The 17,515-nt window shown below is 71.0% G+C and carries 19 protein-coding genes; 11 read left to right on the top strand and 8 right to left on the bottom strand.

Annotated elements, in window-relative coordinates; translation table 11 throughout:
• Positions 1-60 precede the first annotated feature (60 nt).
• Entirely contained in the window at positions 61-819 is a 759-nt protein-coding gene (locus FCN18_RS02485) for a maleate cis-trans isomerase family protein (protein ID WP_137093014.1), read from the top strand.
• Here FCN18_RS02485 and serS read toward each other — a convergent pair.
• Positions 781-2,049, bottom strand: a complete 1,269-nt coding sequence (serS, locus tag FCN18_RS02480) for a serine--tRNA ligase (protein ID WP_137093012.1) — start codon at positions 2,047-2,049, stop codon at positions 781-783. The genes FCN18_RS02485 and serS overlap by 39 nt on opposite strands.
• A 97-nt stretch (positions 2,050-2,146) precedes the next feature.
• On the opposite strand from serS, the gene FCN18_RS40010 reads away from it, so the two are divergent.
• Both FCN18_RS40010 and FCN18_RS02470 read left to right on the top strand, forming a co-directional pair.
• Positions 2,147-3,007 (top strand): SRPBCC domain-containing protein, encoded by an 861-nt coding sequence (locus FCN18_RS40010; protein WP_112266108.1) that lies wholly within the window; start codon positions 2,147-2,149, stop codon positions 3,005-3,007.
• On the top strand, positions 3,004-3,339 hold the full coding sequence (locus tag FCN18_RS02470; protein ID WP_112266107.1) for an ArsR/SmtB family transcription factor: 336 nt from the start codon (positions 3,004-3,006) through the stop codon (positions 3,337-3,339). The genes FCN18_RS40010 and FCN18_RS02470 overlap by 4 nt, the downstream gene beginning before the upstream one ends.
• Before the next feature lie 230 nt (positions 3,340-3,569).
• Here the strand turns inward: FCN18_RS02470 and FCN18_RS02465 are convergent, their stop codons facing one another.
• The 4 genes from FCN18_RS02465 to FCN18_RS02450 are packed head-to-tail and all read right to left on the bottom strand — an operon-like array spanning position 3,570 to position 6,740.
• On the bottom strand, positions 3,570-4,478 hold the full coding sequence (locus FCN18_RS02465) for a haloalkane dehalogenase (protein ID WP_137093010.1): 909 nt from the start codon (positions 4,476-4,478) through the stop codon (positions 3,570-3,572).
• A 17-nt stretch (positions 4,479-4,495) separates the two neighbouring features.
• Positions 4,496-4,942, bottom strand: coding sequence for a DUF350 domain-containing protein (locus FCN18_RS02460; protein WP_112266105.1), 447 nt, complete (start codon positions 4,940-4,942; stop codon positions 4,496-4,498).
• A 40-nt stretch (positions 4,943-4,982) separates the two neighbouring features.
• Positions 4,983-6,149 (bottom strand): glutathionylspermidine synthase family protein, encoded by a 1,167-nt coding sequence (locus FCN18_RS02455; protein ID WP_112266104.1) that lies wholly within the window; start codon positions 6,147-6,149, stop codon positions 4,983-4,985.
• The gene (locus FCN18_RS02450) at positions 6,150-6,740 is read right to left on the bottom strand and encodes a hypothetical protein (RefSeq protein ID WP_112266103.1); all 591 of its coding nucleotides are present in this window, start codon (positions 6,738-6,740) and stop codon (positions 6,150-6,152) included.
• An 88-nt stretch (positions 6,741-6,828) separates the two neighbouring features.
• Between FCN18_RS02450 and FCN18_RS02445 the strand changes: the two genes are divergently transcribed.
• The 3 genes from FCN18_RS02445 to FCN18_RS02435 all read left to right on the top strand — a co-directional run bounded on the left by FCN18_RS02445 (position 6,829) and on the right by FCN18_RS02435 (position 9,610).
• A complete protein-coding gene (locus FCN18_RS02445; RefSeq protein WP_112266102.1) occupies positions 6,829-7,866 on the top strand; it encodes a septum formation family protein in 1,038 nt (345 codons plus the stop codon).
• A gap of 1 nt (position 7,867) precedes the next feature.
• Positions 7,868-8,218, top strand: coding sequence for a metallopeptidase family protein (locus FCN18_RS02440; protein WP_112266101.1), 351 nt, complete (start codon positions 7,868-7,870; stop codon positions 8,216-8,218).
• A 198-nt stretch (positions 8,219-8,416) separates the two neighbouring features.
• On the top strand, positions 8,417-9,610 hold the full coding sequence (locus FCN18_RS02435; protein WP_137093008.1) for an MFS transporter: 1,194 nt from the start codon (positions 8,417-8,419) through the stop codon (positions 9,608-9,610).
• Here FCN18_RS02435 and FCN18_RS02430 read toward each other — a convergent pair.
• From FCN18_RS02430 to pheA, 3 genes are all read right to left on the bottom strand, one after another.
• The gene (locus FCN18_RS02430) at positions 9,607-10,287 is read right to left on the bottom strand and encodes a DUF4232 domain-containing protein (protein WP_112266098.1); all 681 of its coding nucleotides are present in this window, start codon (positions 10,285-10,287) and stop codon (positions 9,607-9,609) included. The two genes, FCN18_RS02435 and FCN18_RS02430, sit on opposite strands and share 4 nt — an antisense overlap.
• A gap of 90 nt (positions 10,288-10,377) precedes the next feature.
• Positions 10,378-10,998 carry a histidine phosphatase family protein gene (locus tag FCN18_RS02425; RefSeq protein ID WP_113642731.1) on the bottom strand — a complete coding sequence of 207 codons (621 nt, stop codon included), beginning with the start codon at positions 10,996-10,998 and terminating at the stop codon, positions 10,378-10,380.
• On the bottom strand, positions 10,995-11,903 hold the full coding sequence (gene pheA / locus FCN18_RS02420; protein WP_137093006.1) for a prephenate dehydratase: 909 nt from the start codon (positions 11,901-11,903) through the stop codon (positions 10,995-10,997). The genes FCN18_RS02425 and pheA overlap by 4 nt, the downstream gene beginning before the upstream one ends.
• A gap of 89 nt (positions 11,904-11,992) precedes the next feature.
• Here pheA and FCN18_RS02415 point away from each other — a divergent pair, with 89 nt between their 5' ends.
• From FCN18_RS02415 to FCN18_RS39445, 5 genes are all read left to right on the top strand, one after another.
• On the top strand, positions 11,993-12,607 hold the full coding sequence (locus tag FCN18_RS02415) for a macro domain-containing protein (RefSeq protein WP_137093003.1): 615 nt from the start codon (positions 11,993-11,995) through the stop codon (positions 12,605-12,607).
• Positions 12,608-12,729: 122 nt separating this feature from the next.
• Positions 12,730-13,662 carry a type I pantothenate kinase gene (gene coaA, locus FCN18_RS02410; protein ID WP_112266091.1) on the top strand — a complete coding sequence of 311 codons (933 nt, stop codon included), beginning with the start codon at positions 12,730-12,732 and terminating at the stop codon, positions 13,660-13,662.
• Between the two features lie 161 nt (positions 13,663-13,823).
• Entirely contained in the window at positions 13,824-16,430 is a 2,607-nt protein-coding gene (locus FCN18_RS02405; protein WP_158303024.1) for an ATP-binding protein, read from the top strand.
• A 47-nt stretch (positions 16,431-16,477) separates the two neighbouring features.
• The gene (locus FCN18_RS02400; RefSeq protein WP_323808343.1) at positions 16,478-17,230 is read left to right on the top strand and encodes an alpha/beta hydrolase; all 753 of its coding nucleotides are present in this window, start codon (positions 16,478-16,480) and stop codon (positions 17,228-17,230) included.
• A 125-nt stretch (positions 17,231-17,355) separates the two neighbouring features.
• Positions 17,356-17,511 carry a hypothetical protein gene (locus tag FCN18_RS39445; protein ID WP_170200496.1) on the top strand — a complete coding sequence of 52 codons (156 nt, stop codon included), beginning with the start codon at positions 17,356-17,358 and terminating at the stop codon, positions 17,509-17,511.
• Positions 17,512-17,515 lie beyond the last annotated feature (4 nt).

The following is a 17,515-nucleotide window of genomic DNA, read 5'->3' as shown; positions in this document are numbered from 1 at the left end:
CCGGTGAAGCTTCGCCACAGGCACCCTTCGCGCCCGCGCGCGGAACCTACCTTGGGTCGCGTGATCGAGGAATCCGACGTGGCCCTGCTGCCGGAAGCGGCGGGGATCGGGCTGGTGGCCCCGTTCGACTTCGCGCTGGACCGGGAGCTGTGGCGCTGGCTTCCCGACCACGTCGGCCTGCACACCACCCGCCTGCCGTACCTGCCGGAGCCGGTGACCGTGCAGCTGGCCTCCGCGCTCGGCAACCCGCACGGCGTGCGCAGGGCGACCCGCGACGTGCTGGCGCCCGAGCCCAAGGCGGTGGCCTACGCGTGCACCTCGGGCAGCTTCGTCGACGGGGCCGCGGGCGAGGCCTCGCTCGTCGCCGCCATGCTCGACGCGGGAGCACCGGCGGCCGTCACTACCTCCGGCGCGCTCGTCGCGGCGCTGGAGGAGCTGCGCGTGCGCAAGGTCGCCGTGATCACGCCCTATGTGGACGATGTGACCGGCCGGCTGCTCGACTACCTCGGCGAGTTCGGCTACTCGACGTGCGCGAGCTTCGCCCTCGGCCTGCTCGGCGACATCTGGAAGATGTCCTATTCGGACGTTCTGCGGGCTGTGGCCGGAGTGGACCCGACCGGAGCCGACGCACTGTTCGTCAGCTGCACCAACGTGCCGACCTACGACCTGATCGAGCCGTTGGAGCGCCACCTCGGCATCCCGGTGCTGACGGCGAACCAGGTGACCATGTGGGCAGCGCTGCGCGCCGCCGGGGTCACCGGGTCCGCCGCCCCTGGCAGGCTATTCGCCCGCAGGGACGAGGACGTCCCGGCCGCCTAGGAACGGCCGCAGCGCCTCAGGCACCCGCACCGAACCGTCCTCGAGCTGGTGGTTCTCCAGGATGGCCACGATCCACCGCGTGGTGGCGAGCGTGCCGTTGAGCGTCGCGGCGGTCTGCGGGCGGCCGTTCTCGTCGCGGTAGCGCACGCCGAGCCGCCTTGCCTGGAACGTCGTGCAGTTCGACGTGGAGGTCAGCTCACGGTAGGTCTCCTGCGTCGGCACCCACGCCTCGCAGTCGTACTTGCGCGCGGCACTCGTGCCGAGATCGCCCGCCGCGGTGTCGATCACCCGGTAGGGCACCTCGATCTTGGCGAGCATCTCCTCTTCCCACGCGAGCAGGCGCTCGTGCTCGGCCTCGGCCTCCTCGGGGCGGCAGAAGACGAACATCTCGATCTTGTCGAACTGGTGCACGCGGATGATGCCGCGGGTGTCCTTGCCGTACGAGCCGGCCTCACGGCGGAAGCACGTCGACCAGCCCGCGTAGCGGCGCGGCCCCTTGGTGAGGTCGATGATCTCGTCGGAGTGGTAGCCGGCGAGCGGCACCTCCGACGTGCCGACCAGGTAGAGGTCGTCCTCCTCCAGGTGGTAGACCTCCGACGAGTGCGCGCCGAGAAAACCGGTGCCCGCCATGATCTCCGGCCGCACGAGCACGGGCGGGATCATGAGCTGGAAGCCGTTGGCCGTGGCCTGCGCGGCTGCCATGTTGAGCAGCGCGAGCTGCAACTGCGCGCCGAGGCCGGTGAGGAAGTAGAACCGCGCTCCCGACACCTTCGCGCCGCGCTCGGTGTCGATCGCGCCGAGCCGCTCGCCGAGATCGAGGTGGTCGCGCGGGGTGAAGCCGAACTCCCTTGGAGTGCCGACGTGCTTGAGGACCACGTAGTCGTCCTCACCGCCCTCGGGCACGCCCGGCAGCACGATGTTGGGCAGGCGCCGGTGCAGCTCGTCGAACTCGCCGCTCGCGCGCGTCTGCTCGGACTCGGCGGCCTTGACCTTCGCGGCCAGCTCCTTGCCCTTGGCGAGCAGGGCGTCGCGCTCCTCGCCCTTGGCCTTGCCGATCTGCTTGCCGAGCGCCTTCTGCTCGGCTCGGAGCTGGTCGGCGGTGGCGATGGAGGACCTGCGCTCGGCGTCGAGGGAGAGCAGCTTGTCGACGGTGCCCTCGTCTTCACCGCGGGCACGCTGCGAGGCGCGCACCACGTCCGGGTCTTCGCGCAGAGTCCTTGGGTCAATCACGGTGACGAGGGTAGTCGGCAGCCAACTGCAACCGACGGGTTGCACCAAGCTGGACCCTTGTGCAACCATATAGTTGCACCTACAAGGGAGGATCCCCATGAACCCGGACCGCATCGAACGCGACGTCCTGATCGCCGCACCCCCCGAGCGCGTGTGGGCACACCTGACCGACTTCTTCTGGGTCGCCGACGAGGGCAGAGGCGGCGCCGAGCCTCGTACTGGCGAGACCTTCGTCGCCACGAGCAAGGAGTACGGCGACTTCCCGATCCGCATCGAACAGGCCGCCCCGCACCGCTTCCTCGCCTACCGCTGGGCCAGCGCGTTCCCCGGAGCGGAGCCCGCGGAGGGCAACTCGACACTCGTGGAGTTCACGCTCACCGAAGAGCAGGGCGGCACACGGCTGGCCGTCGTCGAGACCGGCTTCGCGTCGCTGCCGGAGGCCACCCGGCGGCAGGCTTTCGAGGACAACGACGGTGGCTGGGCCGCCCAGCTCGGCGTGCTGCGGGAGCGCGTCCAGGGCGCCGTGCCGCTCGACCGGTTCGAGCGCGAGATCGTGATCGCCGCGCCCGTCGAACGCGTATGGGCCGCGCTGACCGCGCCGGAGTTCTGGCTCGGCGAGGCCGACCCCAAGGGCTTCGCGATCACCGAAGGCGCACGCATCGTCGGCGAGCACGCAGGACTCGGCACGCTGCCGCACCACATCCTGCGCGTGGACCCGCCACGCCACCTGTCCTACCGGTGGGCCAACCGGTTCCCCTCGACCGAGCCCGACCAGAACAACTCGACGCTCGTGGAGTTCACGCTCGTCCCCGAGGGCAACGGGACGCGGCTGCGGATGGTCGAGAGCGGGTTCGCCACACTTGCCCTGCCAGAGAACGAGCTGCTGACCGCCGCCGAGGCCAACGGAGGAGGGTGGGACACGGTGCTGGGCGAGCTGAAGGACTCCGTCGAGGAATGAGTGGTGTCGACGCGGTGCTCGGCGCGCTCGCAGACCCCACGCGGCGCGCGCTGCTGGACGCGCTCGCCGCGCGCGGGCAGGCCAGCGCGTCGGCGCTCGCGGCCGACCTGCCCGTCTCCCGGCAGGCGATCGTCAAGCACCTGACGATCCTGGAGGAGGCGGAGCTCGTGTCTTCGGCGCGGGCCGGCCGTGAGGTGCGCTACACGCTGCGTTCGCAGGCCCTCGACGCCACGGCGCGCTGGATGGCCTCGCTGGCAGGCGAATGGGACCGCAGGCTCAACGCCATCAAGCGGGCCGCCGAAGCCGAGGACCAGCCACGCCGACCGCAGTGAAGGCCACCTTCACTGCGCTGGTCGAACACAGCGGCGCGCACCGCCTCCGTTTGGGTGGTGGCGGGAGACGGGTGGGCGCAGGCAAGGCCACCTTCACTGCGTTGGCCGAACACAGCGGCGCGCACCGCCTCCGTTTGGGCCGTGGCGAGAGACGAGCGCGCGCAGGCAAGGCCACCTTCACTGCGCTCAACGCAGGCATGGTGGCCTTCACTGCGGTCGGTGAGGGCTGGCTAGCGGGCTCGCACCAGGTTGATCACCGCGGCCGAGAGCTGGTCGGCGCCGTCCTCCTGGAGGAAGTGGCCCGCGTCCGTGATGGTCGGGTGCTCCCTGCCCTCGGCTCCCGGCATCCGCCGCTCCAGGATCGGGCGCATGCCCGCGGTGATCGGGTCGCCGTCGGAGAAGGCGCACACGAACGGCAGGTCGAGCTTTGTCAGGGTCTCCCACGCGGCCCGGTTGTCCTCGGTCGCGGGGTCGTCGGGGCTGGTCGGGACGAGCCCCGGCATGGCCCTCGGTCCCGCCTTGTACATCTCGTTGGGGAACGGGGCGTCGTAGGCGTCGCGCTCGGCGTCGGTGAGCTTCGTCCTGCACCCGGACTGCACGAACCGGGCGATGTCGAGCACCTGCGCCTTCTGCACCGCGTCGTGGAACGCCCACCACACAGCGGGCATGTCGTGGTCACCGGTGGGCAGCCCGGTGTTTGCGGCCACGACGCCCGCGAAGCGGCCGGGGTTCTCCGCCACGAGCCGCAGCCCGATCAGCCCGCCCCAGTCCTGGCCGACGAGCGTCACGTCCCGCAGGTCGAGCGCGTCGAAGGCGAACGCCCGCATCCACTCGACGTGGTTGGCGTAGGTGTGGTCGGTGAGGTCGGCGGGCTTGTCTGAGCGGCCGAAGCCCACCAGGTCCGGCGCGATGGCCCGCAGTCCCGCGTCCGCCAGCAGGGGCAGCATCTTCCGGTACAGGAACGACCAGCTGGGTTCCCCGTGCAGGAGCAGCACGACGGGCCCATCGGGCGGTCCGGCCTCGACGTAGCCGACGCGGACGATCCCGTGCACCGGGTTGTCCACGTCGGCGTACAAGGCCGGGTAGTCGAAGTCGGGCAGGTCGGCGAATCGGTCTTCGGGCGTTCGCAGTAACCGCACGACGTCAACCGTAGTGGTTACGAGATGGCGACGGCTACCACGAGACCGAGCGCGACGTGGGCGGCCGCGACCACGAAGCTCGCCGGGGCGAACTTGTCGCTCTCCACCGTGGAGCGCACGTCGATACGGGTGACCCACTCCAGCAGGCGCACCGCGACGACCTGGGCGACGATGCCGATCAGACCGTAGACCAGCGATGTGATCAGCCCCTCAGCGAGGTCGCTCGCCGACGTCCAGATGGCGACCACGATGATGAACGCCATCGACACCAGGCCCGACGCGGTGATGATCACCGCGTTCGGCAGGCCACGCCGCACCAGCTCCGACAGCTTGCCGGGCGTGGTGAAGTCGATCGCGTAGAACCCGAGGAGCATCAGCAGCAGGCCGACGACCGCGTAGAGCGCGATCGCGCCGATGCCCCTGGCCAGGTCGGAACCGAACGTGTCGGACAGCGCTACAAGCACGGAAGTTCTCCCAGATTGGCTGATCGTTTCGCGTGGTTTATCACGATTCGGGGATGCGGTGGGGGACGAACGCGGCACCGTCGTCGGTGACGAGCCCCGCGGTCTCCCTGATGCCCAGCCCGGCGGCCTCGTCGCCGACGATCCACGCGCCGAGCGCGGGCCGGAAGCCGTCGAAGTCGGGCAGCGGGTCGAACGCCTGGTACACGTAGCCCTCCGCGCCGTAGACGCCACCCGTCTGCGTCTCGTAGCCGGGCGCGACGATCTGCACGTTCGCGCCCTCGCGGCCGAGCTTCGGTTTGCGGACGTACTCGGTGAGCAGGCCGGGCTGGTCGTTGAACGCGGGCAGCAGGTTCGGGTGGCCGGGGTAGTTCTCCCAGAGCAGACCGAGGATCGCCTTGTTGGAGAGCAGCATCTTCCACAGCGGCTCCACCCAGAGCGTCTGCGGCAGCGACTCGACGGCGTAGCGGCCGAACTCCTCCTCCACCACCCATTCCCACGGGTAGAGCTTCACGACCGTGCTCATCGGCGCCTCTTCGAGGTCGACGAACCGCTTGAGCAGCGGGTCCCAGCCGATCTCCTCGATCGCCAGTCCCACGGTGTCGAGCCCCGCCTCGGCGGCGGTCTCCTGCAGGTACGACGTGGTGATGTGGTCCTCGCCGGTCGAGTCGGCGCTCGACCACGTGAAGTGCAGCTCCTTCGACGGCAGCGCCTCCCCCACCTGCGCCCAGCGCTCGACGAGTCGCTCGTGGATGGAGTTCCACTGGTCGTCGTCGGGGAACACGTCGGTCTTCCAGTGCCACTGCAGCACCGCGGCCTCGAGCAGCGACGTCGGGGTGTCGGCGTTGTACTCCAGCAGCTTCGCCGGGCTGCGGCCGTCGTAGCGAAGGTCGAAGCGGCCGTAGACGTGCGGATCGCGGCGCTTCCACGACTCGGCGATGTGCGGCCACACCCACTCCGGCAGCCCGAACTCGGCGTAGCGCTCGGTCAGCACCACGTGGTCGACGGCCTCGAGGCACATCGAGTGCAGCAGCTCCACGTCGGCCTCGACGGAAAGGACCTCGTCCATCGGCAGCACGTAGTGCACCGACTCGTCCCAGTAGGGCCGCTCGTGTCCGGAGCCGTAGCGCGCGGGCGTGCCGTAGACCAGCCCCTGCTCCTCGACGATGCGCTTCCAGTCGTGCCGAGCGGGGCGGGACTCCCTGTGCACCTATGAGCCTCCGCTCTTGCCGAAGCCGCCGCTGCTGATGCCGAAGCCGCCGCGCTGGACCGTCTTGCCGGACTTGGTGCTGATGTCCGCGTTGGCCGGCTTTGTGTAGGAGCCGCCCGAGACCGTGCTGCCGACCGTGCCCGTGCCGCCGTAGTTGTAGCGGTACTGCTGGAAACCACCACCGGGCAGGGGCAGGAACATGAACCCGCCGGAGACGTAGCCGTTGTGGCTGCGGACGTAATCCTCGTCGCAGTAGTCGTCGTTCTCGACGATCGTGCCGTCCTCGGTGGTGCACACGGCCGTGACCTGCTCCGGCGTGGCCACGAGGTACCAGCCCGCGACGAGCCCGACCAGGCCGACGGTGACGCCGCTGCCGATCAGCACCTTGCGCCGGGTCTCGGCCTTGCGGTCGGCCTCTGCCTGCGCCTGCTCGGCCTCGGCCCTTCGCTGCTCCTCCTCGGCGATGGCCCTGCGCCGGGCACGCTGTTCGGCCAGCGTGGGTTCCCTGGGCGTGGTGCTCTCGGCGTCTTGGAACCGCATGGAGCCACGCCGGGGTGGCTGCTCCTCGTTGGAGGGGTTGTCATCCGTCATCGAGCACTCCGTAAACCGCGGGACCTGCGCTCCCTCACCCTATCGACACCCGGGCACTCACTGGTGCGAACAGGCATCATGGGAACCGATGTCCGACGAGCCCAATCGGTTCCCGCTGAACAAGCCGGCCGTGCGCACCAGGGTGCTCATGGCGGGTGTGTTCGTCGGCGCCATCGTCGCCATGTCGCTGAGCTGGGTTTTCTCTTGGGGAGTCGAGACCGAGGCCGATCGTGTGCAGGCGGCGGAGGAGCAGGCGCTGACCGCCCGAAGGGAGGCGTTCAGCTCCCCGCCGGGCAGCTGCCTCACGTGGACGAAGCCCGACGCGAGCGACGTGAAGAGGGTCGGCTGCGCCCAGGAACACCTCTTCGAGGTCGCCGGTGTGGTGGACATCTCTGCGCAGTATCCGAAGGGCGCGAGGCAGCCGAACGCCGACGCATGGCGGACCATCACCGAGCAGCGGTGCGGGCAGACCGTGCGGGACTACCTCGGCAAGCCGATCGACCCGTTCGGCAAGCTGTCGCTCGGCGTGCTGCGGCCCGACGGGGAGCAGTGGGCGCAGGGCGAGCGGAAGCTGCACTGCGGCATCCAGTGGGTGTCTCCCGGCGGTGAGCTGCAGCCCCTCACCGGCAAGGCCAAGGACGAGAACCAGTCGAACGTCTGGGAGCCGGGAACCTGCCTGGCTCTCGTCAACAAGACCGTGGGTGATCCGATCGACTGCTCCCGGGAGCACTCCTACGAGATCGTCGGCCTGGTGAACCTCGCCAACCACTTCGACTCCTTCCCCTCCGCCGACGAGCAGGAGAAGTGGCTCGACACCGAGTGCAACCGCATCGTCGGTGAGTACACCGGTGGCGCCAACCTGCGAGACAAGGGGCTCATCCTCGGCTGGGACCTGCGCGAGAAGGAGAGCTGGGACGCGGGTTCTACGCTGGTGAACTGCAAGGTGGGCGCGACGCTCGAGGACAACAGCGGGCTGGCGCCGGTGCGGGGCAGTGTCGCCAAGCAGGCGCCCCCGCCGAAGACCACCGAGCAACAGCCGAGGCAGGGCGAGTCGAACCAGCCGAACCAGAACCAGCAGGGAGAGCGGGAACAGCAGGGTGGCTCCGAACAGAGCACCGGGGGCTGACGTGCCGGTGGACATGCCGCTGCGACGTTTCGAGGAGCTCGTGGCGGAGGCGCTCGACCAGGTGCCCGAGGAATTCGCGCGGGCGATGGACAACGTCGTGGTGCTGGTGGAGGAGCGCAACGAGGAGGAGCCCGACATCCTCGGCCTCTACCACGGGATCGCGCTCACCGAGCGCGGCCACGACTACGGCGGCGTGCTGCCCGACCGGATCTCCATCTACCGCGAGCCGATCCTCGCCATCTGCTCCAGCGAGGAGGAGGTGGTGGAGGAGGTGCTGATCACCGTCGTGCACGAGATCGCCCACCACTTCGGCATCGACGACGCCCGCCTGCACGAGCTCGGCTGGGGCTGACCTCCGCAGTGAAGGCCACCATGCCTGCGTCGAATCAACTCAGCGGCGGGTAGGGCGTCCGCGTGGTGGTGGTGGCAGACGGGCGGGCGGGCGCAGTGAAGGCGGCGTTTGCTGCGGTCAGCGGGACGTGTTCACCCGGGTGGGTTATGTCACTTGCGAGCCCGCCTGTGCCGAGGTCTGCTCCAGGCGTGGGCGGCGATGGTTCGTAGCGTTGAGCGCCGGCTCACGTGGCTGTTGGGGTCGAGCGCGTTCAGCAATCTCGGCGACGGTATCGGCAAGGTCGCGTTCCCGCTGCTGGCGGCCACCGTCACCCGCGATCCCGTACTCATCGCGGGCCTCTCTGCGGCCCAGTTCCTGCCGTGGCTGTTGTTCGCGCTGGTCGCGGGCGCGCTGCTGGACCGCGTCGACCGGCGCACCGCGATCGTGCTCGCCAACACCGCGCGGGCCGTGGTCGTCGGCGCGGTCGCGATGCTCGTGTACCTCGACGCCGTCTCGATCTGGCTGGTGTACGCGGCGGCACTGCTGATCGGGGCCGCCGAGACGGTGGCCGACAGCGCCGCGAACGTGCTCATCCCCGCCGTCGTCCACCAGGGCGGGCTCGCGAAGGCCAACAGCAAGCTCCAGGCCACCGAGATCGTGGGCCAGACGTTCCTCGGCGGGCCCGTCGGCAGCGTCACGTTCGCCGTGTTCGCCGCGCTGCCGTTCCTGCTCAACTCGGTGGCTTTCGCGTTAGGAGCGGCCCTGCTCGTCGCGCTGGCCGGCAGCTACCGCCCACGGGGACCGGCGCAACCTGAGTCCTCGCTGCGCGCGGACCTCGCCGAGGGCCTGCGCTGGCTCCGCCGCAACCCGCTCCTGCTGCGGCTCGTCCTCGTGGCGGGTCTGCTCAGCATGCTCACCGAGCTGGCACAGGCTCAGCTGGTGCTCTACGCGCTGGAAGACCTGCGCCTGTCCCCCGCCGCGTTCGGCCTGTTCGCTTTCGTCGGCGGCATCGGCGGGCTCATCGGCGCCGCCGTGGCGTCCCGGCTGCTCGACCGGATGGGCAGGCGGGCAGTGCTCACCGGCGGGATCGTCGTGTGCGGGCTCGCCTTCGGCGGGATGGGCTTCACCTCGGAGCCCGCGCTCTCGGCCAGCCTGTTCGGCCTGTTCGCGGCCGCCGTGGTGACGGTGAACGTCCTGCTGGCGACCGCGCGCCACACGCTCGTGCCCGGCGAGCTGCTCGGCCGGGTACTGGGCGCGTGGCGGACGGTCGTGTGGGGCTCGCTGCCCGTGGGCGCCCTGCTCGGCGGCGTGCTCACCGACGCGCTCGGCAGCCCGTCCGCCACGTTCGCGGTGTCGGGCGGGCTGCTGCTCGCGCTCGCCGCCGGGACGTTCGCGACGGTCCGGTTTCGTTAGGCGTCGCCCGAGCCCGGCTGGATCGTCTGCACGGTCAGCTGGTTGCCGGGAATGTTCTCACCCGCACAGCCGGTGCCGGGCACCTCGATGAACTTCGACTCGGTCTCCTGCGGTGCGTAGACGCGCAGTCCACGCACGTCGGTGGGACGGCACGCCGCCGGGTCGTAGTTGCGGACCTGCACGAACCCGACCTCGGCGTAGGCCATGTCGCCCGGGTTCAGCGTCACCGGGTCGCCCTTGGCGCCCTCGCGGAACGCCGCGGCGCCGACCTGGTGGCCGTCGTCGCCCGCCACATACGAGACGCCGGGGAACCCCTGGATCACACAGGCGTCCCCACTGACGTTGGTGAACTGCAGCGGCCGGTACTGCGTGCCTGCGGCCGCGTCACCCCGGCCGAGCGAAAGCCGCAGGTCACCGGCCTTGCACAGGCCGGATGCTTCGGCAGGGGCCTGCTGGCCCTGCGACGTGCCGGGCTCGGTGGTCTCCGAGGTCGGCTGCTGCTCCTCGGTCGTCGGCTGGGTCGTCGACTGTGCCGACGAGGAGCTGGACGACGTGGGCGCGCCCGCGTTCTGGGCCGCGTCCTGGGTGCCCTCGCCGCACGCGGCGAGCAGCAGGGTCAGGGCCGCTCCGGCAGCGGCGAGTGCCACGTGTGAGACGTCAACGCGCTTGTCGGTCATGGTCGCCTCCCTGTGTGCGTGACTACCCAGAGGACGTGTGCCACACACGGAGGGTTGCGTGACTTTCTCACCCGAAAGCCGGAAAGTGCGTCAAGCCATGCCCACGCCGGCCCAGTCGAGGCAGGTCCAGCCGTTGTCGGCCCTGGTCTCGAGCCGGACGATGCCGGTGTTCGGCAGCAGTCCCTTGTCGGCGACCTCGGGCTTCACGTTGTCGGCGAGCCATTCGGCGCCGAGGCGGATGGCGCCGCCGTGGCTGACCACGACCACCACGCCGTCGGGATCCACCTCGGCGTGTTTGGCCCGCAGGTCGCCGATCGCGGTGACGAACCGGTCGTGCACGTCCCGGCCGCTCTCGCCGCCCGGCATCGCCGGGCTCAGGTCGCCGCGCGTCCACGGGCTGACGGTCGCGAAGTACCGCTCGATCGCCTCGGTGTCGCCCCGGTCCTCCAGCTCTCCGACCTGGATCTCGTGGATGCCCTCCACCACCTGCACGTCCAGGGCGAGCGAGGAGGCCAGCGGCGCCGCCGTCTGCCGCGCGCGGGTGGCCCGCGACGCGTACACTGCCGCGACCGGCTCGCCCGCGAGCTGCTCGGCCAGCGCCTCGGCCTGCCTGCGGCCCAGCTCTGTCAGCGGCGGCCCCGGCAGTGCGGTGTTGAGCGTCCTGAGCACGTTCGCCTCGCTCTGCGCGTGCCTGACCAGGTACAACCTCACGCCAGTTCTCCTCTCCGCACCGCGTCCACCCACGCTTTCGCGTTGACGAAGTCGTCGTTGGCCGCGCCGGGCTCGATCGTCGCGGCGACGCCGTCGGCACGCGGGTGCGAGCCGAGGAACCGCACGTTGTTGCACCGCCTGCGCAGGGCCGCGAGCGCGCCGCCGATGCGCGGCTCGGCAACGTGGCCCTCGAAGTCGATGAAGAACCGGTACATGCCGAAGTTGCCCTTGATCGGGCGCGCGTCGAGCCGCGTCAGGTTGATGCCGCGAGTGGCGAGCTCGGTGAGCAGTTCGGCGAGCGCGCCGGTGCGGTTGGCCGCCGCGGCAACGATCGACGTGCGGTCGGCGCCGGTCGGCTCCGGCAGCCTGCCCGGCGGCCTGAGCAGGAGAAACCGCGTGCGCGCGTCGGGCACGTCGGCGACACCGGTGGCCAGCACGCGCAGCGGGTAGTGCTCGACGGCCACGGGTGCGGTGACGGCGGCGTCGTACTCTCCGCGCTGCACGGCGACGGCCGCCGCCGCGGTCGACGACGCGACCACCGTCCGCGCCTCGGGCAGGTTGCGCTCGAGCCACAGCCGCACCTGGGCGAGCGCATGCGGGTGGCTCGCGACGGTGCGCACGGTCTCGACGTCCTCTCGGGCGAGGACGCTGAAGTGAACGGGCAGCAACGCCTCGGCCACCGCCACGAGGGGGGCCTCCTCGGCGAGCCCGTCGAGGGTCGCCGTCACCGGCCCCTCCACGGAGTTCTCGACCGGCACGCAGGCGGCGTCGGCCTCGCCCTTGCGGACACTGGTGAGCGCTGCGGAGATGGTCTCGACGGGGGTCAGCTCCTCGTCACCGGCGAGGCTGCGCGCGGCCTGCTCGGTGAAAGTCCCCTGTGGTCCGAAATAGGCGATCCGTGGCACGAGGCAAGGCTACGGCGAGACGAGTTTCACTCGCATAGCCGGTAGGTCGGCCGGTTCTCCCGGTTGACGTTTTTTGCCATGCTGTACGCGTGACCGCCGAATCAGGCACCCACATCGCTCGCAACGGGTCGTCCCACGAAGCGCCGCACAGAACCCCGGAACTGGTGCTGTGCGCGCTCGACCGACCGCTCGTCGAGGCATGGGAATCCGTGCGGGACAACGTCGACGGCCCGGTGAGAGTCCACTCCGGATCGGTGCTCGACGTGCACGCACAGGCGGTGGTCAGCCCCGCCAACTCCTTCGGCTGGATGCGCGGTGGCATCGATGCCGTGTACGCGCGGGCGTTTCCCGGCATCGAGCAGGCCGTGCGCAGCGCGGTCCTCGCCTACCACGGCGGTGAGCTGCCGATCGGCGAGGCGGTGGTGGTTCCCACCGGTGAACCCTCGCCGGCGTGGCTGATCAGCTCGCCGACCATGCGGGAGCCCGGCGAGCTGCTTCCCGGCGACACCGTGCATCCCTACCTGGCCGCCAGGGCCGTCTTCCTGCTCTGGCGCGACGGCAGGCTCGACAACGGCACGGCTCTGCGCAGCGTGATCGACACGATCGCGATGCCGGGGCTCGGCACCGGGGTCGGCGGTGTACCGCCCGAGGTCTGCGCCCGCCAGGTCACGGCCGCGTGGGAAGAGGCCTTCTCCGCCCGCTGACCTGGGCCGTTCACTCAGACGTGCAGAACGTCACAGCCCGTTGAACGCCGGTAAGCCCTAACGTTAGATGCGCGTTACACACGTGTACGGCGCTGGCCCATCGACGGGCGAGGAGTGAGCGAATGCCACGGGTCCGTGAGCTGAGCCCCTATGTCGAGTTGCAGCGTGACCAGTGGCGTGAGCTGCGCCGCTCGACACCGCTGCCGCTGACCGCAGGCGAGCTGGTGAGGCTGAGAGGGCTTGGCGAACAGATCGACCTGACCGAGGTGGCCGAGGTCTACCTGCCGCTGTCCCGCATGATCAACCTGCAGGTGGCGGCACGGCAACGGCTGTACGAGGCCACCACCACGTTCCTCGGTGAGGACACGCGGGGCACCAAGGTCCCGTTCATCATCGGCGTCGCGGGCAGCGTCGCGGTCGGCAAGTCCACCACGGCACGCATCCTGCGCACGCTGCTGGCCCGCTGGCCGGACCACCCGCGCGTGGACCTCGTGACCACGGACGGATTCCTGTACCCGCGTGCCGAACTGGTGCGCAGGGGGATCATGCACCGCAAGGGCTTCCCGGAGAGCTACGACCGCAGGGCGCTGCTGCGGTTCGTCACCGACGTGAAGTCCGGTGCCGACGAGGTGCGGGCACCGGTGTACTCGCACCTCGCCTACGACATCCTCCCGGACGAGGAGCAGGTGGTGCGAAGGCCGGACATCCTCATCCTCGAGGGCCTCAACGTGCTGCAGCCCGGCCCCCGGCTGACGGTGTCGGACCTGTTCGACTTCTCCATCTACGTCGACGCGCACACGGCCGACATCGAGCGGTGGTACATCGAGCGGTTCCTCGAGCTGCGGCACACGGCGTTCGCCGACCCGACGTCGCACTTCCACCACTTCGCGAGCCTGCCCGACGACGAGGCGCGGGCCGAGGCGAAGCACCTGTGGAAGACCATCAACGAGCCGAACCTGATGGAGAACATCCGCCCGACGCGCCCGCGCGCGACGCTCGTGCTGCGCAAGGACGCCGACCATTCGATCAACCGGGTCCGCCTGCGCAAGCTCTAGCACCCCGCCCGACCGACCGCAGTGAAGGCCACCTTCACTGCGTTCAACGCAGGCAAGGTGGCCTTCACTGCGGTCGGTTGATACTCAGTGTGGGTGTGGTCGCGCACACCTCGCCCGTCTGCGTGCTGGCAAATCGGCCGAATCCGGCGATGATGTCCTGCGTGGGCACCGGGCCGCGCGGCATTCTCCTGCGCGCCCTTGGGCAGGCGTGGGTCGAGCGCGGCGGCGCAAGGGACGCGCTGGCCGACCCTGCGCTGCGAACGGTACTCGCGGCGCTCACCGTGCGGGCGAACGTGCCCGTTCCGCCCGCCGAGCTGATCGCCGCCGCGTGGGGGCCCAGTCCCCGCGCCAACGCGGAGGACGCGCTCGGCACCCGGATCTCGCGCCTGCGGACGCTGCTCGCGCCGACCGCCGACGTGACGTGGTCCGAGACCGGCTACCTGCTGCGCGTCGACCCCGGCCGCATCGACGCCGTGCGCTTCGAACGGCTGGTCGACAAGTCGCTCCGGGCCGGCCCGCGCGAGGGCGTGCGGCTGCTGAACCGCGCGCTCGCGCTCTGGCGTGGCCCCGTCGCCTATCCCGAGCTGACGCCGGGCGGCCGGGCGCACGACGAGGCCTTGCGGCTCGGTGAGCTGCGGTTCCGCGCGATCGAGCACCTCGCACGCTGCGAGCTGGCGCTGGGCCACGCGGGCGCCGCCGCCGACCGGCTGCTGGAGCTGCTCGCCGTCGAGCCGTTCCGCGAGCGGATGTGCGCGCTCGCGATGACGGCCCTGCACCGGGCCGGCCGGACCGCCGAGGCGCTGGAGACCTTCCGGCACGTCCGCGCGCGGCTCGCCGAGCTGAGCGCCGACCCGTCGGAAGAGCTCCGTGAGACATACCGCGCCATCGCAGGCGCGGAGCCCGACCGGCTCACCCGTCGCTGGCCGGTGCGCCCGCCCCGGCTCCCGCCGCCGACGTCGTTCCTCGGCAGGGACAGCGAGCTGGCACGGCTCACCGCGCTGGCGGGCCGCGAGCGCCTCGTCACGATCACCGGCGGCGGCGGGACGGGCAAGACACGCTTGCTGCTCGAAGCGCTGTCCACGATAGACGGTCCTTCGCCGACGGTGGAGCTGTCCACACTGGAGCCCGACGAGGTTCCGCTCGCCGTGGCCGCGGCACTGGGGGTGCACGCGCGCGGCACGGGTGACGACGTGCTCGGCGCACTCACCGACTACCTGAGCACCCAGCGGCTGCTGCTGGCGCTCGACAACTGCGAGCACGTGCTCACCGAGGTCAGGTCGCTGGCGAAGCGGGTGCTGCCGCGGTGTCCCGGCGTCCGGCTGATCGCCACGAGCCGGGTGCCGCTCGGCGTCGGCGGCGAGCGGGTGCTGCCGCTGGCCCCGCTGCCTTCCGGCGGTGAACCGCTCACGTCGGACAGCGGTCGCCTGTTCCTCGCCCGCGCCCGCCGGGTGCGGCCCGGCTTCGTGATCACCCCCGAACAGACCGGTCTGGTGCGCGGGGCGCTGCGGACGATGCGATGTCACCCGCTGAACATCGAGCTGACCGCGTCCCGCGCCGCCGTCCACGGGGTCGACGAGCTGAAGGACCTGCCACGCGAGGTCGTGGAGTGGGCCTTCGACCGGCTTGCCGTGGCCGACGCGGAGCTGCTGTCCGCGCTGACCGTGTTCCGGGGCGAGTTCGACCTGCGTGCCGCGGAGGCTGTCACCGACGCGGGCGGCGCGATCGCTGCCGGCATCACGCGGCTCGCGGAGCTGTCGCTGCTGACGGTGGAGGACGCGAAGAGCGCCCGGTTCCGGATTCCGGAGCTGGTGCGGCAGGTCGCCGCGCGTCAGCTCGCGGGGTCGCCGACCGAGCACAAGACGCGGGACCGGCACGCACGGTGGTGCCTCGACCTCGCCACCCGTGCGGCGGCAGAGGCCACCGGCGAGGACGACCGGGCGGCGGCCGCCCGGCTGCGCAGCAGCGCCGCCGACGTCACCGCCGCGCTGCGCTGGTCCCGCGCCGAGGAACCGGGGCTCGCGGGCGAGCTGGCCGGACGACTGGGACTGCTCTCGCCGTATCGGTCCGAAGTGGACTTCCTCGCGTGGCAGCTCGCGCTGGGAGAACTGGCACATCCGCTCGCGGCGGGCGCGGCGGCCCGCGCGGCCCTGCGGTACGGCGACATCGCCTCGGCCCGTGGGCTCGCCGAGCGCGCGGCGGGTCTCGCCACGACCGACGAGGAACGCTGTCTCGCGCTGCACACGCTGGCGCTCACCGCACCCGACACGGAGTCGGCCAGCGCCGCCTGCCACGAGATCCTCGCGTTGCGCGAGGTTCCCGACGCACACCGCGTGGACGCGTTGGCCGTGCTCTCACTCCTCGACGCCGGAACCGGTGGCGAGGCGGCGGAAGCTGCCCGCTCACTGGCGGTCCCGTCCGCCCACCGCGCGTATGCGTGCTATGTGGACGCGATGGTGCGCCTGGCCCGCGATGTCGAGGACGGTATCGCCGCGCTCGGGCACGCGCGGGCACTGGCGCAGCAGGCGGACGCCCCGATGGTCGAAGGGGAGGCCACGTCCGCGCAGGTGACGGCGCTGCTGCGGCTGGGCAGGCTGCCCGAGGCCGCGAAGCTGCTGTTGCACAGCCTCGAACACTGGCAACGGCTCCGCGCGCCCGCCCAGCTGGAGGCCTCCACCCGGCAGGCGCAGGAGATCCTCACGGCCGTGGGCGAGTCACCCGAGGCTGTCATCCCGGCGCTGAGCCGCTTCGTCGGCACGCTCGCCCGCTGACCATGCGACGCCGGGTGTTGATCGGACTCGCAGTGGTGGTCATCATCGTGACTGTGGTGTTCAGTGCCGCGTTCGCGTTCCAGCGCAAGCTGATCTACCTGCCCTCCGGCGGGCCGCTGCCGAGTGCGGCCGAGGTGCTGCCGTCCGGGCAGGACGTCACGCTCACCACGAGTGACGGCCTGCGGCTCGGCGCCTGGTACTTCCCCGTCGAGGACGCGCGGGCGGCCGTGCTCGTCGCACCGGGCAACGCCGGCAACCGGTCCCTGCGCCTGCCGCTGGCCGAGGCGCTCAACCGGCGCGGGATGTCGGTGCTGCTGCTCGACTACCGGGCCTACGGCGGCAATCCCGGCTCACCGAGCGAGGAGGGGCTCGCCCTCGACGTGCGCGCGGCGCGGGACTTCCTCGTGCGGCAGAAACCCGATCGGCTGCTCTACTTCGGCGAGAGCCTCGGAGCCGCCGTGGTCACGGAACTGGCCACCGAACACCCGCCCGACGGGCTCGTGCTGCGCTCGCCGTTCACCGAACTGGCCGCCGTCGGCAAGCGGCACTATCCGTTCCTGCCGGTGAACCTGTTGCTCCGCGACCGCTTCCCGGTCAGCGAGTACGCACAGCGGCTCCGCGTGCCGGTGACCGTGGTCTACGGTGCGGCGGACTCGATCGTGCCGCCCGAGCTGAGCAGGGCCGTTGCCGACGCGGCGAACGGCCGCGCCGTCGTCGTGCCCGGTGCGGACCACAACGACCTCGTGCTGCTCGACGGCCCGGAGGTGGTCGACGCCGTCGCGGAGCTGGCAGGCGGCTGAGGGGGCCCTCGGCCGATCGGCCGATCCGGGGCCTGAGCGCCAACCAGTTGGCCGATAGCAGAACTTCTCCCCCGCGACGACCCTGGTGAGTAAGAAAGCAACCCTGGAGCAGGGGGAGGCACACGATGCTCAACATCATCCTGACCTGGGTGGGCGCCGTACTCGGCATCACGGTGCTGCTGGCCATGGCCTGCGGCGCGTTCGTGCTCGACTTCGATGACAGCGGCGGCGCCCGCCGAGCGCAGCCGGACGTCGGCGAACCGACCACGCCCACCACCTGAGCCG

Origin of the sequence: Prauserella endophytica, assembly GCF_005146945.1 — a bacterium.
Classification (GTDB): Bacteria; Actinomycetota; Actinomycetes; order Mycobacteriales; family Pseudonocardiaceae; genus Prauserella_A; species Prauserella_A endophytica.
The sequence above is the reverse complement of the archived record's forward strand: the minus strand, read 5'-3'. Positions and strand labels throughout refer to the sequence as shown.

Coding starts and splice junctions, on each gene's coding strand:
- coaA (WP_112266091.1), top strand. CDS start 12,730: ATGCCACGGGTCCGTGAGCTGAGCCCCTATGTCGAGTTGCAGCGTGAC.
- FCN18_RS39445 (WP_170200496.1), top strand. CDS start 17,356: ATGCTCAACATCATCCTGACCTGGGTGGGCGCCGTACTCGGCATCACG.
- FCN18_RS02430 (WP_112266098.1), bottom strand. CDS start 10,287: ATGACCGACAAGCGCGTTGACGTCTCACACGTGGCACTCGCCGCTGCC.
- FCN18_RS02470 (WP_112266107.1), top strand. CDS start 3,004: ATGAGTGGTGTCGACGCGGTGCTCGGCGCGCTCGCAGACCCCACGCGG.
- FCN18_RS02435 (WP_137093008.1), top strand. CDS start 8,417: ATGGTTCGTAGCGTTGAGCGCCGGCTCACGTGGCTGTTGGGGTCGAGC.
- FCN18_RS02450 (WP_112266103.1), bottom strand. CDS start 6,740: ATGACGGATGACAACCCCTCCAACGAGGAGCAGCCACCCCGGCGTGGC.
- FCN18_RS02445 (WP_112266102.1), top strand. CDS start 6,829: ATGTCCGACGAGCCCAATCGGTTCCCGCTGAACAAGCCGGCCGTGCGC.
- FCN18_RS40010 (WP_112266108.1), top strand. CDS start 2,147: ATGAACCCGGACCGCATCGAACGCGACGTCCTGATCGCCGCACCCCCC.